The organism is Agromyces sp. Marseille-P2726, from assembly GCF_902809835.1.
Lineage (GTDB): Bacteria > Actinomycetota > Actinomycetes > Actinomycetales > Microbacteriaceae > Agromyces.
On record NZ_CADDWM010000010.1, the window covers coordinates 239,148 to 260,395 of the forward strand.

Genomic DNA, 21,248 nt, shown 5'->3' on the forward strand with positions numbered 1-21,248 from the left:
AGGAAGGACGTCTCTCGCGAGGCTTCGTGCCGGCATGGGAGCGGTGCGGGCGGGCAGAACGATAGCCTTGAGCACGTGACTCAGGAGAACCCGTTCGGACAGGTGCTCGTCGCGCTCGTCACGCCGATGACGGCTGACGGCGAGGTCGACTGGCCGGCGGTCGAGCAGCACATCGACGAGGTCATCACGGCGGGTGCCGACGGCATCGTCGTCACCGGTACCACCGGCGAGACCTCCACGCTCACCGACCCCGAGAAGATCCGGCTGGTCGAAGTCGGAAAGGATGTCGCGGCGGGCCGCGCCAAGATCATCACCGGCGGCGGTTCGAACGAGACCGCGCACGCCATCGAGCTCTACAAGCACAGCGAGCAGGCAGGCGCCGACGGCATCATGATCGTCACGCCCTACTACAACAAGCCGACCCAGGCCGGCATCCTCACCCACTTCCGGCTCGTCGCCGATGCGACCGACCTCCCCGTCATCCTCTACGACATCCCGGGGCGCACGGGCGTGCCGATCAGGTACGAGACCATCCTGCGTCTCGCGAAGCATCCGAACATCCTCGCCGTGAAAGATGCGAAGGGCGACTTCTCCGAGGTCAGCCGAGTGCTGAACCAGACCGACCTCATGTACTTCTCGGGCGACGACGCGAACGTGCTGCCGCATCTCTCCATCGGCGCCACCGGCCTCATCGGCGTGACCGCGAACATCGCGCCCGCGCCGTACCGCACGATCGTCGACGCGGTGAACCGCGGCGACCTCACGGCGGCGACCGCCGAGCACCGGCGACTGGAACCGCTCGTCCGCGCCGTGATGACGCACGTGCCCGGCACCGTCGCGACCAAGTACATCCTGCACGGACTGGGCCGCATCGGCAGCCCGCGCGTGCGCCTGCCGCTCGTCGGCCCCGAGGAATGGGAGGCCGCGCTGATCGAGGACGAGATCGGTCTCGTCAGCGGCATCCCGGGCGCCGACTTCCAGAACTTCCGCCCCGATCGCAATGCCGCCGCCGGCGGCGCGCTGCCGAAGGTCGCGGGCACGACGCGCTGACGCGCTCACCAGGCATCCGCCGGGCCGATGAAGGCCCCGCACGAACCGAATACCGCACACGTGAGGAGGGCACATGCCCGACGTCGTCATCGAACCCGCCCCGCTCGAAGCGGGAACGCTCCGCATCATCCCCATCGGGGGCCTCGGCGAGGTCGGCCGCAACATGACGAGCTACGAGATCGACGGCAAGATCCTCATCGTCGACTGCGGCGTGCTCTTCCCAGAGGAGCACCAGCCGGGCGTCGACCTGATCCTGCCCGACTTCGGGTTCCTCCGCGAGCGTCTCGACGACATCGTCGGCGTCGTGCTCACCCACGGCCACGAAGACCACATCGGGGCGGTGCCGTACCTGCTTCGCCAGCGGACCGACATCCCCCTCATCGGGTCGACGCTGACGCTCGCGCTCGTCGAGGCGAAGCTCAAGGAGCATCGCATCCAGCCCTACACGCTCACGGTGGCCGAGGGCCAGCGCGAGCGGATCGGCCCGTTCGACCTCGAGTTCATCGCGGTCAACCACTCGATCCCCGACGCGCTCGCCGTCGCGATCAAGACCCGCGCGGGCAGCGTGCTGGCCACCGGCGACTTCAAGATGGACCAGCTGCCCCTCGACGGTCGCCTCACCGACCTCCGCGAGTTCGCCCGCCTCGGCGCAGAGGGCGTCGACCTCTTCATGGTCGATTCCACCAACGCCGACATCCCGGGCTTCACGCCGCTCGAGCGGTCCATCGGTCCCGTGCTCGACGAGGTCATCGCGCGGTCGCCACGCCGCGTCATCGTCGCCAGCTTCTCGAGCCACGTGCACCGGGTGCAGCAGGTGCTCGATGCGGCGCACTTCAACGGCCGCCGGGTGGCCCTGCTGGGGCGCAGCATGGTGCGCAACATGACCATCGCGGCCGAACTCGGCTACCTCAAGGTTCCCGAGGGTGTGCTCGTCGACTACAAGCGGGCCGGCGACATCCCCGACGATCGCATCGTCTACATGTCGACCGGTTCGCAGGGCGAGCCGATGGCGGTGCTGTCCCGCATGGCGAACCGAGACCACCAGATCGAGATCGGCGAGGGTGACACGGTCATCCTGGCTTCGAGCCTGATCCCCGGAAACGAGAACGCCGTCTACCGGGTCATCGACGGCCTCACCAAGCTCGGCGCGAACGTGGTGCACAAGGGCAACGCGAAGGTGCACGTCTCGGGTCACGCCGCCGCCGGTGAGCTGCTCTACTGCTACAACATCCTCAAGCCGAAGAACGTGCTGCCGATCCACGGCGAGTATCGGCACCTGTTCGCCAACGCGAAGCTCGCGCACGACACCGGGATCCGCGAGCAGAACACGTTCATCGGCGAGAACGGCGCCGTCTACGACCTGCGTGACGGCGAGGTGCGGGTTGCCGGGCAACTCGATCTCGGCTTCGTCTACGTCGACGGCTCGACCGTGGGCGAGATCACCGACGCCGACCTGAAGGATCGCCGCATCCTCGGCGAGGAGGGCTTCATCTCGGTCATCATCGTCGTGGATGCCACGACCGGGCGAATCATCGTCGGGCCCGAGATCCACGCGCGCGGGTTCGCCGAGGACGACGCCGTGTTCGAGGAGGTCAAGCCGAAGATCTCCTCGGCGCTGCGCGAGGCCGCCCAGAACGGGGTGCGCGACCAGCACGCGCTGCAGCAGACGGTGCGGCGCACGGTCGGCACCTGGGTGAACCGCCGCCTGCGCCGACGCCCGATGCTCGTGCCGCTGGTCATCGAGGCGTAGTCGCGGCGGGTCCTTCGTGCCGCGTCGCCCGGGCCAGTTGACGATGGGCGTTCACCCGCGGAGAATCTGGGGCGAGGCAGTCATCTCCGAGCCTCGGAGGTTGCCATGTCCCGTTCCGCCGACCACCTCGCCGTGTCGGGTTCCGCACGCCGCGACGCGATTCCACGTGTCACGAAGCCGAGCGTCGCCGTACTCGTCGTCGGCGTCGTGCTGCTCGGCGGTGCGTGCGCGTCGACGCCGACGAGCACCGCGCCATCGATGGACAGTGCCACTGCCCCTGCTACGGCCGACCGAGCCGACCTCGCCCGAACGTTCGACATCGGCGGCCGCGAGATGTACCTCGAGTGCACGGGCCATGGGTCGCCCACGGTGATCCTGATCTCCGGAGGTGGAATCGCGGCCGATCTCTGGGACAGCCCGCTCGGCGAGCAGCCGACGGTGCATCCGACGATCGCCGAAGAGACGCGGGTGTGCGCGTACGACAGGCCGGGAACGACTCGGGCCAGGGCCGAGGGTGGGCCCAGCCGCAGTGATCCCGTTCCGCAGCCGGTCACCCCGTCGCGTTCGGCGGCGGACCTCCACGCACTGATGGAGGCGGCCGGCGAGTCGGGGCCGTTCGTGCTCGCCGCCCACTCCTACGGGGGACTGGTCGCTCGCTACTACGCCCACGAGTACCCCGACGATGTCGCGGGCATGGTGCTGGTGGACAGCTTCTCACCCGAGCTGCGCGACGCCATGGCCGACCTGTGGCCATCGTGGATCGCGTGGAACACGACGCCGGCCGAGATCATCGTGGAGTACCCCGACTACGAACGGGTCGATTTCGACGCCGCGCTCGACGAGATCGAGGCGAACCGATCCATCCATCCGATGCCGCTCGTCGTGCTCACCGCCGACCAGCCCTATCCTGCGCCGACGCAACCCGGCCTGCCTGCCGACATCCATGTGGTGACGCGCGACGCGCAGGATGTCTCCCAGCGCCAGGTCGCCCAGCTCGTGCCGGGGGCCGAGCACATCACCGAGACCGACAGCGGTCACGACATCATGCTCGAGAATCCGGTTCTCGTGTCGGATTCCATCCTCGAGGTCGTCGCAGCGGTTCGGCAGGGCCGGAACACGATGCGCTGACCGCCGACGAGAGCCGGCGGGTCGTCGACGCGGTTGCGAGGCCACGGCTGATCGCGAACACTCGCTGCGTCCTGTCGGGATCGGTCGGCGGTCGGCCGTAACGTGGTGGGCATGGCTACGCGCACCAGGTCGAACGGGCGTGCCTCGGGCACGTCCGGGCGCGGCGGGAGCTCACGGGGCGGCGGCGCCAAGACCGCACCGACCAAGAAGCTTCCCGCGACGACGGCCCGCGGTTCCGCAGGCACCAAGGCGACGAAGTCCGCCGGCGCCGACCGACGGGGCGTCCTCGTGCGCGCGTGGATGGGACTCGCGCACCTCGTGGGCGGTGCCGCACGTGCCCTCGGTCCCGAGACGCTCCAGAAGGAGGAGCGCCGCGACGGCCTGCCGTTCTTCATCGTCCTGCTCGCTGTCGTGGGGGCCGTGGTCGAGTGGTTCCTCATCAACGATCCCATCGCCCAGGCCCTCGACTCCTGGACGTTCGGAGGCCTGTTCGGCCGCGTCGCATTCGCCCTGCCCGTCGTGATGCTGCTGTTCGCCGTGTGGCTGTTCCGTCACCCGAGCTCGGTGCACGACAACACGCGCATCGGCATCGGCGTCGGGCTGCTGTTGCTCACCGTCTCAGGGCTGTGCCACCTGTTCGGCGGCCAGCCCGAGCCGAGCGCCGGCATGGCGGTGCTGGCACGGGCCGGCGGCATCCTCGGCTGGATGCTGGCGCAGCCGTTGATCCTGCTCATCACCGAGGTCGGCGCGGCGATCGTCATCGTGCTCGTCCTCGCTCTGTCGGTGCTCATCATCACGAAGACGCCGCCGAACCGCATCCCCGCACGGTCCCGCGAGCTCTACGCGTGGCTGTTCGGCGCGCCCGAACCCGACGACCCGTCGACGGATGCCGCACCCAAGCCCTCGAGGCGTGAGCGCCGCAAGGCCGCCCAGGTCGAGCTCGACGGCATCGACGGGACCGACGACGAGCCCGAGCGCACCGGGCTCCTGCCGTGGTGGCGGCGCAACGACTCCAATCGTGAAGAGGACCCCGCGTTCCAGTCGAGTGGTGTCGACGGCATCACCGAGGTGTTCGGGCCCGGGTCCGCGGCCGGCAGCTTCGAGTCCCCGATCGAGGGAGCGGGGGGTGGGGCCACCTCGTACGGTACCGAGGTGCTCGGCGAGCTCGAGCGCGCCGAATCGGCGCTCCAGCGCTACACGGGCGACGTGCCGCGCGGCGGCACCGGCCTCCGTGGCGACGATGGCGGGGCGACCGGCGTGCTCTCCGTGTTCGACCCGTCGGGCGACGGCGATGCAGGCACGTCCGACGCGGCAGGCGACGCCGCCGCGGTCGACGAGGCCGCGGCATCCGCGCCCGAGCGCCCCTACCACCTGCCGGCAGCATCGACGCTCGCCGCCGGCGCTCCCGCGAAATCCCGGTCCGCCGTCAACGACGACGTCGTCCGGCAGATCACCGCGGTGCTCGACCAGTTCCAGGTCGATGCGAAGGTGACCGGGTTCTCGCGCGGCCCCACCGTCACGCAGTACGAGATCGAGCTCGGTCCCGGCGTGAAGGTCGAACGCGTCACGGCCCTCTCGAAGAACCTGGCCTACGCCGTCGCCTCGAACGAGGTGCGCATCCTCTCGCCGATCCCGGGCAAGAGCGCGATCGGCGTCGAGATCCCGAACGCCGACCGCGAAACGGTGACGCTCGGCGACGTGCTCCGGTCGGGCGCAGCCGTCAACGCCCGCCACCCGATGACGATCGGCGTCGGAAAAGACGTCGGTGGCGGCTACGTCGTCGCCAATCTCGCGAAGATGCCGCACCTGCTCGTCGCCGGATCCACCGGGTCGGGCAAGTCGAGCTTCGTGAACTCCATGATCACTTCGCTGCTCATGCGGGCGAAGCCGTCCGACGTGCGCATGGTGCTCATCGACCCGAAGCGCGTGGAACTCGCCCCGTACGCCGGCGTACCGCACCTCATCACGCCCATCATCACGAATCCGAAGAAGGCAGCCGAGGCGCTGCAGTGGGTCGTGAAGGAGATGGACATGCGCTACGACGACCTCGCGTCGTTCGGGTTCCGTCACATCGACGACTTCAACAAGGCCGTGGTCAACGACGAGATCGTGCTGCCGGCGGGTTCGGAGCGCAGGCTCAAGCCCTACCCCTACCTGCTCGTCGTCGTCGACGAGCTCGCCGACCTCATGATGGTCGCCCCGCGCGACGTCGAGGATTCGATCGTGCGCATCACCCAGCTCGCCCGCGCCTCCGGCATCCACCTCGTGCTGGCCACGCAGCGCCCGTCGGTCGACGTGGTGACCGGCCTCATCAAGGCGAACGTGCCGTCGCGGCTCGCCTTCGCCGTGACGAGCGTCACCGACTCGCGCGTCATCCTCGACCAGCCGGGCGCCGACAAGCTCATCGGGCAGGGCGACGCGCTGTTCCTCCCCATGGGGGCGTCCAAGCCGATTCGGGTCCAGGGCGCATGGGTGACCGAGGCCGAGATCGTGCGCGTCGTGAAGCACGTCACGCAGCAGGCGCGTCCCGAGTATCGGCAGGATGTCGCGGCCGCCGTCGAGCGCAAAGAGATCGATGCCGACATCGGCGACGACCTCGAGCTGCTGCTCGCCGCCGCAGAGCTCGTCGTCTCCACCCAGTTCGGCTCGACGTCGATGCTCCAGCGCAAGCTCCGGGTCGGGTTCGCGAAGGCGGGGCGGCTGATGGACCTCCTCGAATCGCGCGAGATCGTCGGTCCGTCCGAAGGTTCGAAGGCTCGCGACGTGCTCGTGACCGCCGAGCAGCTGCCCGGCGTGCTCGCCCGACTCCGGGGCGACGAGCCCAGCGGTTCGGTCCCGACGTCGACGTCTGCATCTCCCGCATCGGCCGCCGAAGAGGTGTACGGCGCACCTGACGATCGCTACGACGACGATGCCGTCGGGCGGGCGACGAACGGCCGCGCCGAGTTCGAAGCCGATTCCGACGAAGACGCCTGGGGCCTCACCGGCCGGGAATGACGTGCACGACCTCCGTCGCTCGGCTCTCCCCGCTCGCGGATAGGCTGAGGCCATGACTGCTCCCGTGAGCCGGGCAGGCGCCGCGAACTGGAACCTGCCGAACACGATCACGGTCGTGCGGATCCTCATGGCGCCGCTGTTCTTCTGGCTTCTGCTGGCCGACGCCGGGCAGAACGGGCCCATGCGCTGGTGGGCGGCGGTGATCTTCATCGTGGCGATCTCCACCGACTGGGTGGATGGATGGCTCGCCCGCTCGCGCGGACTCATCACCGATCTCGGCAAGATCCTCGACCCGATCGCTGACAAGCTGCTCACGAGCGGCGCGCTGGTCTGCCTCTCGATCCTCGGCGACCTTCCGTGGTGGATCACGATCGTGATCGTCGTGCGGGAGGTCGGCATCACGGTGTGGCGCCTGGTGGAACTCGGTCGCGGCACGGTCGTGCCGGCGTCCTCGGGCGGCAAGCTGAAGACGCTCACGCAGGCGATCGCGATCGCGCTGTTCCTCGCGCCCCTCTGGACGGTCGTGGGCGACTGGATCATCTGGGTGAACTGGGCGTTCATGATCGCGGCCCTCGTGCTCACGGTCTGGTCGGGTCTGCTGTACGTGCGTGAGGCGTTCCGTCTGGCCCGCGAGCACCGAGGACAGGCGCGGTGAGCGAGGAGCGGATGTCGCCCTCCGAGGACGCGGTCGCCCTCATCGGGGAACTGACCGAGCGCCGGCTGACGATCGCCGTCGCCGAGTCGCTCACCGGCGGGATGCTCACGGCAGCACTCGTCGACGTGCCGGGCGCGTCGCTCGTCGTGAACGGGGGCGTGGTGGCGTATGCGACCCCGCTGAAGCACTCCCTGCTGGGTGTCGACGCGGAGCTCCTCGCCGAGCGGGGTGCGGTCGATCCCGACGTCGCGTGCCAGATGGCCGACGGGGTGCGGAGTGCGTGCGCCGTCGATGGCCGCGCGGCCGACCTCGGCCTGGCCACCACGGGGGCAGCGGGCCCCGACCCGCAGGACGGTCGTGAGCCGGGCACCGTGTACCTCGGGGTCGCGAGTGGACGCGGCATCCGATCGGTGGCACTCCAGCTGTCGGGCGACCGGCCGGCCGTGCGCCGGGCCGCCGTCGCCGAGGCGATCTCCGCGGCGCGCGACGAGCTCGCGCAGTTGTCCGGCAGGGCGGAATAACCTTCGTGAACAACCTGTTACAGGTGTCGAGTTCACACGAAAGGCCCAGTGTGCAACGCTAGATTGGAAGCCACGAGAGTCGGCTAGACTGGCTCTCCCGTTTCCGGCTCCGGCGGAGCCGCAGGCAGATTGAAGGAGGTTCCCGATGGTTCTGGTTCGACAGGAAATCGGCGACGTGCTGAGGGACTTCCGTCTGCAGAAGGGGCGCACCCTTCGACAGGTGGCGTCCAAGGCCAGCGTCGCGCTCGGGTACCTCAGCGAGGTCGAGCGTGGCCAGAAAGAGGCCTCGTCCGAGATCCTCGCGTCGGTGGCCGAGGCCCTCGACACCCCCATCTCCGTCATCATGCACGAGGTCGGCGACCGTATCGCCGTACTCGAAGGCATGGCCGTCGTTCCCGACAGCCTGCCCGACGAGCTCGTGGCGGAGTTCGATGCGGACATGATGGTTCGCTGATCCAGGCATTCGTGCGTCGGCCGGTCTTCGGACCGGCCGACGTCGTCTCCGGAGACATCTCATGAAGCTGAGCGAGTTCCAGATCGCGGTCGACCACGAGTTCGGTCCCGCGTACGGGGGAGTGGTCGTCAACGACCTCGTGCTCGAGCGTGTCGGCGGCCGAACCGCGCGCGAAGCCCTCGCCGCCGGAGTCCCTCCCCGCGACGTCTGGCTCGCACTGTGCGAGGCGACCGATGTTCCGCCCGAGCGTCGACACGGCGTCGGCCGCCGTGAGCCGGGCGCGCGCCGACCCGGGGGTGCTCGCTGACCGAAGACGCGTTCGACACGCGGGCGTGTCTTCGAACATCCGTTCGGGTGTGCTACTAGGCTCTCCTCAACAGCAGGAGGGATGACGCGACTGCTCACATCTCCGCTCAGCCGGGCGATGGATGTCGGTGGTCGGCCATACGGTCGATGCGTCGGAACACACCGCAACCGCCTTGTCGGAAGACGCGCGGGCAGCGCTTACGAGTCGGGCCCGTACGTGGAACGACAGCCTAGAGGCAGCAGCATCGAGCATCGAAGGAGCCCAGCAATGCCATCACCTGCAGACCGCGAGAAAGCCCTCGAGACGGCACTCGCGCAGATCGACCGCCAGTTCGGCAAGGGCTCGGTCATGCGCCTCGGCAGTGAGGAGCGTGCTCCAGTCGAGGTCATCCCCACCGGATCGATCGCGCTCGATGTGGCACTCGGCGTCGGCGGGCTTCCCCGCGGCCGCATCATCGAGATCTACGGTCCCGAGTCATCGGGCAAGACCACGCTCACGCTCCACGCCATCGCCAACGTCCAGCGAGCCGGCGGCATCGCGGCGTTCATCGACGCCGAGCATGCGCTCGACCCCGACTACGCGAAGAAGCTCGGCGTCGACATCGATTCCCTGCTCGTCTCGCAGCCCGACACCGGTGAGCAGGCGCTCGAGATCGCCGACATGCTCATCCGCTCGGGCTCGATCGACCTCGTCGTCATCGACTCGGTGGCGGCGCTCGTTCCCCGGGCCGAGATCGAAGGCGAGATGGGCGATTCGCACGTCGGCCTTCAGGCGCGTCTCATGTCGCAGGCCCTCCGCAAGCTCACGGGCGGGCTCAACCAGACGAAGACCACCGCGATCTTCATCAACCAGCTCCGCGAGAAGATCGGTGTGTTCTTCGGCAGTCCCGAGACCACCGCGGGCGGCAAGGCGCTCAAGTTCTACGCGTCGGTGCGGCTCGACATCCGCCGCATCGAGACCCTGAAAGACGGCGCCGATGCGGTCGGCAACCGCACGCGCGTCAAGGTCGTGAAGAACAAGATGGCACCCCCCTTCAAGCAGGCTGAGTTCGACATCCTCTACGGGGTGGGCATCTCGCGCGAGGGCAGTCTCATCGACTACGGCGTCGACCAGGGCATCGTGAAGAAGTCCGGTGCCTGGTACACCTACGACGGCGATCAGCTCGGGCAGGGCAAAGAGAACGCCCGCAATTTCCTGCTGCAGAACCCCGACATCGCAGCAGACATTGAGAAGAAGATCCTCGCCAAGCTCGGCATCGGCGCGACCGCCGGTCAGGCACCCGCGACGGCGTCGAACGTCGAGTCCATCGAGACGAAGCTCGGGCGCAAGGGCGCCTGAGCAGGCGGGAGGGCACGAACGAGATCGGGGAGGGGAGTGGCATGAGCGACGCATCCGAGCACCTCGCCCCGGTCTCGTACCTGCCGTGGGCGACGCCGGGCGACCGAGGCAGCGAGTCACCGGCTCGGCGTCGCGATCGTGATCGTGATCGCGACCGATTCGGCGCCGCCCGCTCCGGCGGCAGTCCACGACCGGTGCCACTGTCGACCGTGCGGGCTGACGAAGCGGTCGAGGGCCACGATGAGACCGGCGCCGAGCGTGATGCCCGCATCGACCGACTCGTCGTATCCCGGCTGCGGCGGTCCGCCCTGTCGGTGGCCGAGGTGCGGGCCGTGCTCACCGAGCACGGACTCGATGAGGCCGAGATCGAGGAGTGGATCGAGCGCTACGAGCGGCTCGGGTACCTCGACGATGCCCGGCTGGCTGAGCAGCTCGTGTACGTGAACGGGGCGCGGCGTGGTCGGGGCAGTGTTGCGATCCTGCACGAGCTCACTCGTCGTGGAGTCGACGCTGCCGCTGCGCGCGCCGCAGTCGATGAGCTCGATCCCGACATCGAACGGCGAAACGCCCTCGCCGCGGCCGAACGTCGCGTGCGGCAGCTCGCCGGGCTCGACCGCCAGACGGCCGAGCGGCGTCTCTCGGCGTTCCTCCAGCGCCGCGGGTACTCCAGCGGCGTCGTCCGTGAGGCGGTGAGGGCGGTCCTCGGGGCCGACGACTCGTAGACTGGTGCGATCATGAGCACCCTTCACCAGGTCTCGCCCGGCGAGGCCATCGAGACGACGGCCACTCCGCGCACGTACGAGGTGCGAACGTTCGGGTGCCAGATGAACGTGCACGACTCCGAACGGCTCAGCGGCTCGCTCGAGGCGGCCGGATACGTGCCGGCAGAGGGGGTCGAGCCCGACGTCGTCGTCATCAACACCTGCGCCGTCCGAGAGAACGCCGACAACAAGCTCTACGGCAATCTCGGGCACCTCGCCGGCGTGAAGCGCCGCCACCAGGGCATGCAGATCGCCGTCGGCGGCTGTCTCGCCCAGAAGGACAAGCACGTCATCCTCGAGAAGGCGCCGTGGGTCGACGTCGTCTTCGGCACGCACAACATGGGCTCGCTCCCGAGCCTCCTCGAACGGGCGCGGCACAACGACGAGGCGCAGCTCGAGATCCTCGACGCGCTCGAGGTCTTCCCCTCGACACTGCCGACCAAGCGCGACTCCACCTACAGCGGCTGGGTGTCGATCTCGGTCGGATGCAACAACACCTGCACGTTCTGCATCGTGCCGGCGCTCCGCGGCAAGGAGAAGGACCGCCGGCCAGGCGAGATCCTCGCCGAGATCCAGGCGCTGGTCGATGACGGCGCGATCGAGGTCACGTTGCTCGGCCAGAACGTCAACTCGTACGGCGTCGAGTTCGGCGACCGGCAGGCGTTCGGCAAGCTCCTCCGTGCGGCTGGCGAGATCGACGGTCTCGAGCGGATCCGGTTCACGAGCCCGCACCCGGCGGCGTTCACCGACGACGTCATCGATGCGATGGCCGAGACGCCCACGGTGATGCCGCAACTCCACATGCCACTGCAGTCGGGCTCCGATCGCATCCTGAAGGCGATGCGCCGCTCGTACCGATCCGAGAGATTCCTCGGCATCCTCGACCGGGTTCGGGCCAAGATCCCGCACGCGGCGATCTCGACCGACATCATCGTCGGCTTCCCCGGAGAGACCGAGGAGGACTTCCGAGAGACGCTCCGGGTGGTCGAGGCAGCTCGGTTCGCCTCGGCCTTCACCTTCCAGTACTCGATCCGTCCGGGCACACCCGCCGCGACCATGCCGGACCAGGTCCCGAAGGAGGTCGTGCAGGAGCGATACGAGCGCCTCGCGGCACTGCAGGAGCGCATCTCGTGGGAGGAGAACCAGGCGCTCGTCGGGCGTTCCGTCGAAGTGCTGGTCTCCACCGGTGAGGGCAAGAAGGACGCCGAGACGCATCGCCTGAGCGGAAGGGCGGAAGACAGCCGGCTCGTGCACTTCGAGGTGCCCGAGCGATCCGAGCTTCCGCGTCCGGGCGACGTCGTCTCGGTGACGATCACGCAGGCCGCTCCGTTCCACCTGCTCGCCGACTCCGTCGACGATGCGCCGCTGCGTATCCGCCGCACGCGCGCCGGCGACGCGTGGGACCGCGAACAGGCCGACAGCTGCGCCGTGCCGACCCCAGGAGCCGCGGCATCCGGTCAGGGTCGCGTCTCGCTCGGGCTGCCGACGCTGCGAACTCGCGGGGCCGAGCCGCTCATTGCGCCGGGTGTCGGCACGATGCCGATCTACGACCCGAGCGACGCACAGCGCTGACGTGACGCTCATCGCGATCGTCGGCGCCACCGGCACGGGCAAGTCCGACTTCGCTCTCGACCTCGCAGAGGCCTTCGACGAGGTCGGCCGGGTCGCCGAGGTCGTGAACGCCGACGCGATGCAGCTGTATCGCGGCATGGACATTGGCACGGCCAAGGTGCCCATGCACCAGCGCCGCGGCGTTCCCCACCACCTCCTCGACGTCCTCGAGGTCACCGACGAGGCATCCGTCGCCGAGTACCAGCGGGCCGCCCGCACGGTGATCGACGAGATCATGTCGCGAGGCGGGCTCGCCCTGCTGGTCGGTGGGTCGGGTCTGTACGTGTCGTCCGTCATCCACGACTTCCGCTTCCCGGGCACGGATGCCTCGATCCGCGCGCGCCTCGAGGCCGACCTCGCGGCGCTGGGTCCGGGCCTCCTGCATGCTCGGCTGCGTGCCATCGATGCCGAGACCGCGGCGAGTGTGGACCCGCAGAACGCACGTCGCATCGTGCGTGCGCTCGAGGTCATCGAGCTCACCGGGGAGCCCAAGGCGGCGCGGCTTCCCGACGACCCTGTGCCGTGGCGACCGCATCGCATCGTGCACCTTCGAAGCGAACGGTCGAAACTCGTCGAACGACTCGACGCCCGCGCCTCCGGCATGTGGGAGGACGGACTCGTGGACGAGGTTCGCGCACTCATCCCACGGGGCCTCGAGCACGGCGTGACCGCTCGCAAGGCGATCGGGTACGCACAAGCGCTGGCAGAACTGCACGGCCGGATATCGCGTGCCGAGGCGATCGCCCAGACGCAGCAACTCACCCGCACGTACGCCAGGCGGCAGGTCGGGTGGTTCCGCAGGTACGCCGACGCGGTGGCGATCGACGCCGACGACCTCGTCGCCCGCAGGGCAGAGCTCGCCCGCCAGGCGGCCCTAGACTGATCGGATGTCGTTCGATCTGCGATTCACCAAGGGGCAGGGCACCGGCAACGACTTCGTGCTCTTCAGCGACCCCGAGGGCGTCACCGAGTTGACGCCCACGCAGATCGTCGCGATGTGCGATCGTCGCTTCGGTGTCGGCGCCGACGGGGTGATCCGTGCCGTGCGATCGGCGAACCTCGAGGCGGGCGCCGCCGCACTTGCCGAGAATCCGCACGCCGTCTGGTTCATGGACTACTGGAACGCCGACGGCTCGGTCTCCGAGATGTGCGGCAACGGCATCCGTGTGTACACGAGCTACCTCCTCGACCAGGGCTTCGCCGACCTTCCGGCCGATGGGTCCATCGCCATCGGCACGCGCGCCGGCGTTCGCACCGTGAGGCGCAGCCGCGGCGGCTACGAAGCCGACCTCGGAAGGTGGCGGCTCACGGGCGAAGACCCGCTGGTTCGCGCGAAGAACCTCGACGTGCCGCGGCCCGGCCTCGGCATCGATGTCGGCAACCCGCACGTCGTCGTGGCCCTTGCCGACGACGACGAACTCGCCGAGCTGGATCTCGGCTATCAGCCGATCCTCGATCCGCATCCCGAGGGCGGAGCGAACGTCGAGTTCGTGGTTCCGGCCGATCCGCTCATCGAAGACGCGGTCGGACGGGTTCGCATGCGCGTGCACGAACGGGGATCCGGCGAGACGCTCTCGTGCGGCACGGGAGCCGTCGCGACTGCCCTCGCGGTGCGCCACTGGGCGGGGCGGGGGGCACCGAACGAATGGCGCGTGCACGTACCGGGTGGCGTGCTCGGAGTTCGCGTGTTCGAGGCACCCGATGGAGAGCACGCCGCGCTCTCAGGTCCCGCCGAACTGGTCTTCGACGGGGTGCTCAGCCTGGCCTGAGCGCGGTCACGATCGGTCGCACCGGTCATCTCGTGCTCGCCGCGCGGCGAGCCGAGAGCACGCGGAACCCCTTCGAGGTCGCGGCACGCGCAACCTCGAGTCCGAGCACGTCGCCCAGCCACCGCTGCAGGGACTCGGCGCCCAGATGCTTGGCGACCACGAGCCATGCCTCGCCATCGCCGGTCAGGCGCGAGAGCCAGCGCTCGAGCATCGCGTGCAGTTCCTGCTTTCCGACCCGGATCGGAGGATTCGACCAGATGGTGGCGAATTCGATCTGTGCGGGAACATCGTCGGGCAGGGCCGTGTTGATATTCGTGATGCCGAGTCTTGCTGCATTCCGGCGTACGAGGTCGAGGGCGCGTTCGTTCACGTCGACGGCCCAGACCGTGGCATCGGGAGCCCGCATGGCGAGCGTCAGCGCGACCGGTCCCCATCCTGCACCGAGATCGAGCAGGTGGCCCGAGGCCGACGGGGCGGGCACCGTGTCGAGGAGCACGCGGGTGCCCTGGTCGAGGTGTTCGGGGCTGAAGACACCCGGCGCGGTGACGAGGTCGACCTCGCGTCCGGCAAGGACCGCGCGGATGGTGCGGGTGTCGAATCGGCTCCGAGGCGAGGTGGAGAAGTAGTGGTCGGAGCTCATGCAAGCAAGCTATCGCACGCGATCGGAAGTAGGGTTGACGAGATGAAGGAAGCCGAACAGAGCACTGCAGACGACGCCGTCGAGCGGGTGCTGCGCGCCGCCGAGTCGAAGGCGGGTGTGGCGCGATTCGGCGCCGCCAAGGCGGCGGCCATCCAGCACGACCAGGTGGATGCCACGGCCGACACTTCGACCGACGGCGCCCAGTTCGACCGTGACGATCGCGCGGCCCTGCGCCGAGTGGGCGGGCTCTCGACCGAGCTGCAGGACGTCAGCGAGGTCGAGTACCGCCAGCTGCGCCTCGAGAACGTCGTGCTCATCGGCGTGTACTCGCAGGGATCGCAGCTCGAGGCAGAGAACTCGTTGCGCGAGCTCGCCGCCCTCGCCGAAACGGCAGGCGCCCGGGTGCTCGACGGATTGCTGCAGCGTCGCCCGAATCCCGATCCCAGCACGTACTTCGGCAGCGGCAAGGCCGAGGAGCTGCGACATGTGGTCGCGGCGCTCGGTGCCGACACCGTCGTGGCCGACACCGAGCTGTCACCCAGTCAGCGGCGCGCACTCGAAGACGTCGTCAAGGTGAAGGTCATCGACCGCACGGCCGTCATCCTCGACATCTTCAGCCAGCACGCCAAGAGCCGCGAGGGCAAGGCGCAGGTCGAGCTGGCGCAGCTCGAGTACCTCCTTCCGCGCCTCCGAGGCTGGGGTGAGTCGATGTCGCGCCAGGCCGGTGGCCAGGTCGGTGGTGCAGGCGCCGGCATGGGGTCGCGTGGTCCGGGCGAGACGAAGATCGAGCTCGACCGTCGTCGCATCCATACGCGCATGGCCAAGCTGCGTCGCCAGATCGCCGGCATGAAGCCCGCTCGAGAGGCGAAGCGTGCCAACCGGCGGCGCAACGCGGTGCCCTCGGTCGCGATCGCCGGGTACACGAACGCCGGCAAGTCGAGCCTGCTGAACCGCATCACCGGCGCCGGCGTGCTCGTCGAGAACGCGCTGTTCGCCACGCTCGATTCCACGGTGCGACGGAACACCACCGCCGACGGTCGCGTCTACACGATCGCCGACACCGTGGGATTCGTGCGCAACCTCCCGCACCAGCTGGTCGAGGCGTTCCGTTCGACCCTCGAGGAGGTCGGCGAGGCCGACCTGATCGTCCACGTCGTCGATGCGGCCCACCCCGACCCCGCCGGCCAGCTCGCGACCGTGCGCGACGTCATCGGTGAGGTCGGCGCGCGCGGCATTCCCGAGCTCGTCGTCTTCAACAAGGCCGATCTGATCACAGCCGAGGAGCGTCTCGTGCTGCGCGGGCTGGAGCCGAACGCGGTGTTCGCCTCGGCTCGCACGGGTGAGGGAATCCCCGACGTGCTCACGGCCATTGCCGACATGCTGCCCGACCCCGCCGTCGAGGTCGACCTGCTCGTTCCGTACGACCGGGGCGACGTGGTGTCGACCCTCCACGAGACCGGCAGGGTGCTGTCGGTGACCTACGTCGATGACGGGACGCGCATCCGGGCGCTCGCGTCGCCCGAACAGGCCGCGCAGCTCAGCGAGTTCGCTGCGGCATCCGTGCACGCCTGATGTCGTCGGGCCGCGCTGCGCGGCTTCAGCTTCGTCGCTCGTGGGGCTAGCACATTCCGGTTCGTCGGGGAACCCCCGGTTGCTGCCGGGGGATCGCTCAGGTGCGTCGCATAGCGTCGTCGCATGCGACTCGCGGTTCACGAATCTGGCAGCGGCACGAAGACGGCCATTCTCATCCATGGCATCATGTCGGATTCACGCGCCTGGCACCGGGTGACGGCTGAGCTCGAACAGCACGGCTTTCGCGTGATCGCGGTCGACCTCGCCGGCCACGGACGAAGCCCACGCGCGCTTCGGTACTCGCCGTCGGCATGGGCCGACGATGTGGTCGAGACGCTCGGGCCCCTGCTCGACGGCCCTCCCGACGTCGTCATGGGCCACTCGCTCGGAGGGCTCGTGGCGAGCCTCGTCGCCGATCGCATGGCCCCGCGAGCCGCGATCTACATCGACCCTGCGTTCTCGTTCCCCCGCGGCATCCGCGGGTTGGCCTTCAAGCTGTTCTTCGCCATCGCACCGCGACCGAAGCGGGCGGCGCTCGTGCGGATGAACCCGAAGTGGAACCCGGTCGACGTGGACATCGAGCTCGCCACCCTCCGCGACTGGGACCGCCGTACGATCCTCGGATTCGCTGACACACGGCCGCTCGTGCCGCCGATGCGACTCGTGGCTCCGAGCCTCGTCGTCCTCGCCGAGAAGAGCCTGCTGATCACCGAGCGGGTGGCGTCGCAGCTGCGCCGCCAGGGCATGACCGTCGCGACGGTTGCGGGCACGGGACACACCGTCTTCCGCGACGACCACTCGGGCTTCATGGAGACGATCACGGGGTGGCTCCGGAACCACACGGGCGCGGAGCCCGCGAAGGCACTGAGCCCGGCTTGACGGGGACGGTCAGACCGCGCGGAGCACGGCGACCACCTTGCCGAGCACCTCGGACTCGTCGCCGAGGATGGGTTCGAACGCGCTGTTGCGCGGAAGCAGCCACGTGTGGCCGTCGCGCTGGCGGAACACCTTCACCGTGGCCTCCCCGTCGAGCATCGCCGCGACGATCTCACCGTTCTCGGCGGTGGGCTGAGATCGGACCACCACCCAGTCGCCGTCGCAGATGGCCGCGTCGATCATGGAATCGCCGACGACCTTGAGGATGAACAGCTCGCCCTTGCCGACCAACTGGCGGGGGAGCGGGAAGATCTCGTCGATCTGCTGCTCAGCCGTGATCGGGATGCCGGCGGCGATGCGACCGACCAGCGGCACCATCGCGGCGTCGCCGACCGGGGTCGGTTCGCCCGACTCCGCCGGCCGATCAGTCGTGCCGGGCACCTCGATGAGCACCTCGAGCGCGCGGGGACGATTGGGGTCGCGGCGGAGGTATCCGGCGAGCTCGAGCTGGTTCAGCTGATGCGTGACGCTCGAGAGCGACGAGAGCCCCACGGCGTCGCCGATCTCGCGCATGCTGGGCGGGTATCCGCGAGTGGACACCGATCGCTGGATCACCTCGAGGATCGCGACCTGCTTCGCGCTCAGGTTCTTGCGGCGCCGGCCCCGGCCGGCCTCCCGCACGTCGTCGATGTCGGTGCTCACGCTCTCGCCCCCTCGTTGCGGCCGCTCGCGACCGGATGTCGGTGGTATCTGGTCCACTGGTGACCGGACATTCGAAACTGTATCCGTACCACGGGTGAGCGGCAAACATTCGTTCGAGTGTGTCGTGCCATTCGTTGCGCGGAGTTCGAGCGATTCTCGCTTGCGGGTTCGAGTATTCGAAGATACATTCGGAACAGAGATTCGCCTCCGGCCCTCCCGGCCCGAGGGTCGGAGGCTCCTCATCAGGAGGTGCGAGATGAGCGCAGTGATGGTATCGAGCGGATTCGGCGCTCCGATGCGCCAGGGCGATGGCGATGCGTCGGCGATTCCGACCACCCGGCTCCGCCTCACTCGACGGGGGCGTATCGTCTTCACGGCACTCGCGGCGCTGCCCCTGGTGACGTGGGCACTCGTCGGCGTGCTGGGTTCCGCAGGCGCCGCCGCCGATGCCGACGGCGGGGGAGCGTCGACCCGGTTCCAGTACGTGACGGTGCATCAGGGCGAGTCGCTCTGGGGCATCGCCGAATCGATCGCGCCCGAAGCCGATCCTCGTGTCGTGGTCGACGAGATCATCCGGCTGAACGGCCTTGCCGACGCCGTCCTCGAGCCGGGTCAGCGTCTCGCGCTCCCGCTCGCTCCCTGACGATGCGAGCCCGGCCGCTCAGCGGCTCGTAGCTAGCATGGACTGGTGACGAGCCTCGAAGACCTGCCCATCAGAGACGACCTCCGCGGACGCACTCCCTACGGCGCACCCCAGCAAGCCGTTCCGGTCGCACTCAACGTCAACGAGAACACCCATCCCATTCCCGAGGACGTCGCGCATGACATCGTGGCCCGGGTCGCCGCCGCGATCCTCCACCTGAACCGGTACCCCGACCGCGAGTTCTCCGAACTCCGCGGCGCACTCGCCCGATACCTCGGTCACGGACTCGGCATCGACCGCATCTGGGCGGCGAACGGATCCAACGAGGTGCTCCAGCACATCCTCCAGGCGTTCGGGGGACCGGGCCGCGCGGCGCTCGGCTTCGCGCCGACCTACTCGATGTACGGGCTGCTCGCCTCCGGCACGGGCACGGCGTGGGTCACCGCCGGACGCGACGATGACTTCGAGCTCGGCCCCGAAACCGCGGTCGCCGCCGTCCGCGAGCACGACCCCGACGTCGTCCTGCTCTGTGCGCCGAACAATCCGACCGGCACCCCGTTGTCGCTCGAGACGATCAGCGCAGTCGCGGATGCCGCTCGCGGCATCGTCGTCGTCGACGAGGCGTACTTCGAGTTCGCGGACCCGGGCACGCCGAGTGCATTGACGCTGCTCGAGGGCAGGCCTCGGTTGATCGTCTCGCGCACCATGAGCAAGGCCTTCGCATTCGCCGGCGCTCGCGTCGGCTACCTCGCCGCAGATCCGGTCGTCATCGACGCACTTCGGCTTGTTCGCCTGCCCTACCACCTTTCAGCCCTGACCCAGGCGGCCGCTCTCGGGGCGCTGGCCCACGCCGACGAGATGCTGGCGATGGTCGACGAGATTCGTGCCCAGCGAGACCGGATCTCGACCGAGCTGGCCAACCTCGGCTTCCGCCCGTACCGGAGCGGGTCGAATTTCGTGCTGTTCGGCGGCGTCGATGACCCGGCCGCCGTCTTCGAAGCGCTCCTCGAGCGCGGCATCCTGATTCGCGACGTCGGGCTTCCCGGATGCCTCCGGGTCACCGCAGGAACGGAGGCCGAGACGACGGCGTTCCTCGAGGCCCTCGCGGCCGTCGCGTCGTCGGCCGAGAATAGGATTGCCACATGACGTCCGCCGGAGCAGCGCGAACCGCTCGGGTCCAGCGCGAGACCAGCGAGTCGAATATCGACCTCTCGCTGAACCTCGATGGATCGGGATCGAGCGATATCGAGACGACCGTGCCGTTCTACGACCACATGCTCACGGCGTTCGCAAAGCACTCGCTCACCGACCTCACCGTACGGGCGCGAGGCGACATCGAGATCGACGTGCACCACACCGTCGAGGACGTGGGCATCGTGCTCGGCCAGGCCATCCGCCAGGCGCTCGGCGACAAGCGCGGCATCTCCCGTTACGGCGACGCCCTCGTGCCGCTCGACGAGGCGCTCGCCCAGGCCGTCGTCGACATCTCGGGGCGACCGTTCCTCGTGCACACGGGCGAACCGGCCGGATTCGAGTACCACCTCATCGGCGGTCACTTCACGGGTTCGATGGTGCGGCACGTCTTCGAGGCCATCGCGTTCAATGCGGGCCTCACCGTGCACGTCACCGTGCTCGGCGGCCGCGACCCGCACCACATCGCGGAGGCCGAGTTCAAGGCGTTCGCTCGGGCCTTCCGGCAGGCGAAGTCGCGCGATCCGCTCGTCTCGGGCGTCCCCTCCACGAAGGGCGCACTGTGATCGGCGCCAAGCGCGTGGTGGTGCTCGAGTACGGCTCGGGCAATGTGCACTCCGCGGCCAAGGCGCTCGAACGCGCGGGCGCCGAGGTCGAGGTCACGGCCGATCGCGCGGCCGCGATGGAGGCTGATGGGCTCGTCGTGCCCGGAGTCGGAGCATTCCGCGCGGTCATGCAGCAATTGCGTGCCGTGCGAGGCGACGAGATCATCGATCGCCGGCTCGCCGGCGGCCGGCCGGTGCTCGGCATCTGCGTCGGCATGCAGGTGCTCTTCGAGCGTGGCGTCGAACGCGGCGTCGACACCGAGGGTCTCGGCGAATGGCCGGGGGTCGTGACCGAGCTGCCGGCGCCAGTGCTCCCGCACATGGGATGGAACACCGTCGAGTCCGACGAGGGCTCCGTGCTCTTCGACGGCATCGAGCGGGAGCGGTTCTACTTCGTGCACTCCTTCGCCGCCCAGGACTGGCAGCTCGATGCCACGCCGCCGTTCGTGAAGCCGAAGCTCACCTGGGCCGAGCACGGGGGCCGCTTCCTCGCCGCGGTCGAGAACGGTCCCTTGTCGGCGACGCAGTTCCATCCCGAGAAGTCATCGGATGCCGGCATCCGCCTGCTCGCGAACTGGCTGGGTTCGCTGCGCTGACGGCAGGGTCCTGCGAGGATGCCTGGTACGCGAGCCGACCGCGGGCGATCGACCCGACTACGATGTTGTGACTGTCGGCTGT

At 69.0% G+C, this 21,248-nt stretch carries 21 protein-coding genes; 19 read left to right on the top strand and 2 right to left on the bottom strand.

Features of this window, described 5'->3' with window-relative positions; translation table 11 throughout:
• Nucleotides 1-75: 75 nt before the first annotated feature.
• From dapA to dapF, 13 genes are all read left to right on the top strand, one after another.
• Nucleotides 76-1,050 carry a 4-hydroxy-tetrahydrodipicolinate synthase gene (dapA, locus tag HUS56_RS04270; protein ID WP_173922139.1) on the top strand — a complete coding sequence of 325 codons (975 nt, stop codon included), beginning with the start codon at nucleotides 76-78 and terminating at the stop codon, nucleotides 1,048-1,050.
• Between the two features lie 73 nt (nucleotides 1,051-1,123).
• Nucleotides 1,124-2,800, top strand: coding sequence for a ribonuclease J (locus HUS56_RS04275; RefSeq protein WP_173922140.1), 1,677 nt, complete (start codon nucleotides 1,124-1,126; stop codon nucleotides 2,798-2,800).
• Nucleotides 2,801-2,905: 105 nt separating this feature from the next.
• Complete coding sequence (locus HUS56_RS04280) at nucleotides 2,906-3,928, top strand: alpha/beta fold hydrolase (protein WP_217423924.1); 1,023 nt, start codon at nucleotides 2,906-2,908, stop codon at nucleotides 3,926-3,928.
• Nucleotides 3,929-4,039: 111 nt separating this feature from the next.
• Complete coding sequence (locus HUS56_RS04285; RefSeq protein WP_173922141.1) at nucleotides 4,040-6,925, top strand: DNA translocase FtsK; 2,886 nt, start codon at nucleotides 4,040-4,042, stop codon at nucleotides 6,923-6,925.
• Nucleotides 6,926-6,977: 52 nt separating this feature from the next.
• Nucleotides 6,978-7,580, top strand: coding sequence for a CDP-diacylglycerol--glycerol-3-phosphate 3-phosphatidyltransferase (pgsA, locus tag HUS56_RS04290; protein WP_173922142.1), 603 nt, complete (start codon nucleotides 6,978-6,980; stop codon nucleotides 7,578-7,580).
• A gap of 11 nt (nucleotides 7,581-7,591) precedes the next feature.
• On the top strand, nucleotides 7,592-8,101 hold the full coding sequence (locus HUS56_RS04295) for a CinA family protein (protein ID WP_173922184.1): 510 nt from the start codon (nucleotides 7,592-7,594) through the stop codon (nucleotides 8,099-8,101).
• 145 nt (nucleotides 8,102-8,246) lie between these two features.
• Nucleotides 8,247-8,555: a helix-turn-helix domain-containing protein gene (locus tag HUS56_RS04300; protein ID WP_173922143.1), complete on the top strand. Its 309-nt coding sequence runs from the start codon at nucleotides 8,247-8,249 to the stop codon at nucleotides 8,553-8,555.
• A 61-nt stretch (nucleotides 8,556-8,616) separates the two neighbouring features.
• A complete protein-coding gene (locus tag HUS56_RS04305) occupies nucleotides 8,617-8,862 on the top strand; it encodes a DUF3046 domain-containing protein (protein WP_173922144.1) in 246 nt (81 codons plus the stop codon).
• Between the two features lie 267 nt (nucleotides 8,863-9,129).
• Nucleotides 9,130-10,200: a recombinase RecA gene (recA, locus tag HUS56_RS04310; protein ID WP_173922145.1), complete on the top strand. Its 1,071-nt coding sequence runs from the start codon at nucleotides 9,130-9,132 to the stop codon at nucleotides 10,198-10,200.
• 41 nt (nucleotides 10,201-10,241) lie between these two features.
• Nucleotides 10,242-10,922, top strand: coding sequence for a regulatory protein RecX (locus tag HUS56_RS04315; protein WP_173922146.1), 681 nt, complete (start codon nucleotides 10,242-10,244; stop codon nucleotides 10,920-10,922).
• 12 nt (nucleotides 10,923-10,934) lie between these two features.
• Nucleotides 10,935-12,533: a tRNA (N6-isopentenyl adenosine(37)-C2)-methylthiotransferase MiaB gene (miaB, locus tag HUS56_RS04320; protein WP_173922147.1), complete on the top strand. Its 1,599-nt coding sequence runs from the start codon at nucleotides 10,935-10,937 to the stop codon at nucleotides 12,531-12,533.
• Between the two features lies 1 nt (nucleotide 12,534).
• Nucleotides 12,535-13,455: a tRNA (adenosine(37)-N6)-dimethylallyltransferase MiaA gene (gene miaA / locus HUS56_RS04325; protein ID WP_173922148.1), complete on the top strand. Its 921-nt coding sequence runs from the start codon at nucleotides 12,535-12,537 to the stop codon at nucleotides 13,453-13,455.
• Between the two features lie 4 nt (nucleotides 13,456-13,459).
• Complete coding sequence (gene dapF / locus HUS56_RS04330) at nucleotides 13,460-14,341, top strand: diaminopimelate epimerase (protein ID WP_173922149.1); 882 nt, start codon at nucleotides 13,460-13,462, stop codon at nucleotides 14,339-14,341.
• Nucleotides 14,342-14,366: 25 nt separating this feature from the next.
• On the opposite strand, the gene HUS56_RS04335 is transcribed toward dapF, so the two are convergent.
• The gene (locus tag HUS56_RS04335; RefSeq protein ID WP_173922150.1) at nucleotides 14,367-14,981 is read right to left on the bottom strand and encodes a class I SAM-dependent methyltransferase; all 615 of its coding nucleotides are present in this window, start codon (nucleotides 14,979-14,981) and stop codon (nucleotides 14,367-14,369) included.
• Between the two features lie 42 nt (nucleotides 14,982-15,023).
• Between HUS56_RS04335 and hflX the strand changes: the two genes are divergently transcribed.
• Nucleotides 15,024-16,553, top strand: a complete 1,530-nt coding sequence (gene hflX, locus HUS56_RS04340) for a GTPase HflX (RefSeq protein WP_173922151.1) — start codon at nucleotides 15,024-15,026, stop codon at nucleotides 16,551-16,553.
• 123 nt (nucleotides 16,554-16,676) lie between these two features.
• Complete coding sequence (locus HUS56_RS04345; RefSeq protein WP_173922152.1) at nucleotides 16,677-17,432, top strand: alpha/beta fold hydrolase; 756 nt, start codon at nucleotides 16,677-16,679, stop codon at nucleotides 17,430-17,432.
• A gap of 9 nt (nucleotides 17,433-17,441) precedes the next feature.
• Here the strand turns inward: HUS56_RS04345 and lexA are convergent, their stop codons facing one another.
• Nucleotides 17,442-18,119 (bottom strand): transcriptional repressor LexA, encoded by a 678-nt coding sequence (lexA, locus tag HUS56_RS04350; protein WP_173922185.1) that lies wholly within the window; start codon nucleotides 18,117-18,119, stop codon nucleotides 17,442-17,444.
• Nucleotides 18,120-18,387: 268 nt separating this feature from the next.
• Here lexA and HUS56_RS04355 point away from each other — a divergent pair, with 268 nt between their 5' ends.
• The 4 genes from HUS56_RS04355 to hisH are packed head-to-tail and all read left to right on the top strand — an operon-like array spanning nucleotide 18,388 to nucleotide 21,166.
• Nucleotides 18,388-18,774 carry a LysM peptidoglycan-binding domain-containing protein gene (locus tag HUS56_RS04355; RefSeq protein ID WP_254431281.1) on the top strand — a complete coding sequence of 129 codons (387 nt, stop codon included), beginning with the start codon at nucleotides 18,388-18,390 and terminating at the stop codon, nucleotides 18,772-18,774.
• A 45-nt stretch (nucleotides 18,775-18,819) separates the two neighbouring features.
• The gene (locus HUS56_RS04360) at nucleotides 18,820-19,920 is read left to right on the top strand and encodes a histidinol-phosphate transaminase (protein ID WP_173922153.1); all 1,101 of its coding nucleotides are present in this window, start codon (nucleotides 18,820-18,822) and stop codon (nucleotides 19,918-19,920) included.
• Complete coding sequence (gene hisB / locus HUS56_RS04365; RefSeq protein WP_173922154.1) at nucleotides 19,917-20,531, top strand: imidazoleglycerol-phosphate dehydratase HisB; 615 nt, start codon at nucleotides 19,917-19,919, stop codon at nucleotides 20,529-20,531. The genes HUS56_RS04360 and hisB overlap by 4 nt, the downstream gene beginning before the upstream one ends.
• A complete protein-coding gene (gene hisH, locus HUS56_RS04370; protein ID WP_173922155.1) occupies nucleotides 20,528-21,166 on the top strand; it encodes an imidazole glycerol phosphate synthase subunit HisH in 639 nt (212 codons plus the stop codon). The genes hisB and hisH overlap by 4 nt, the downstream gene beginning before the upstream one ends.
• The last annotated feature ends 82 nt before the right edge of the window (nucleotides 21,167-21,248 follow it).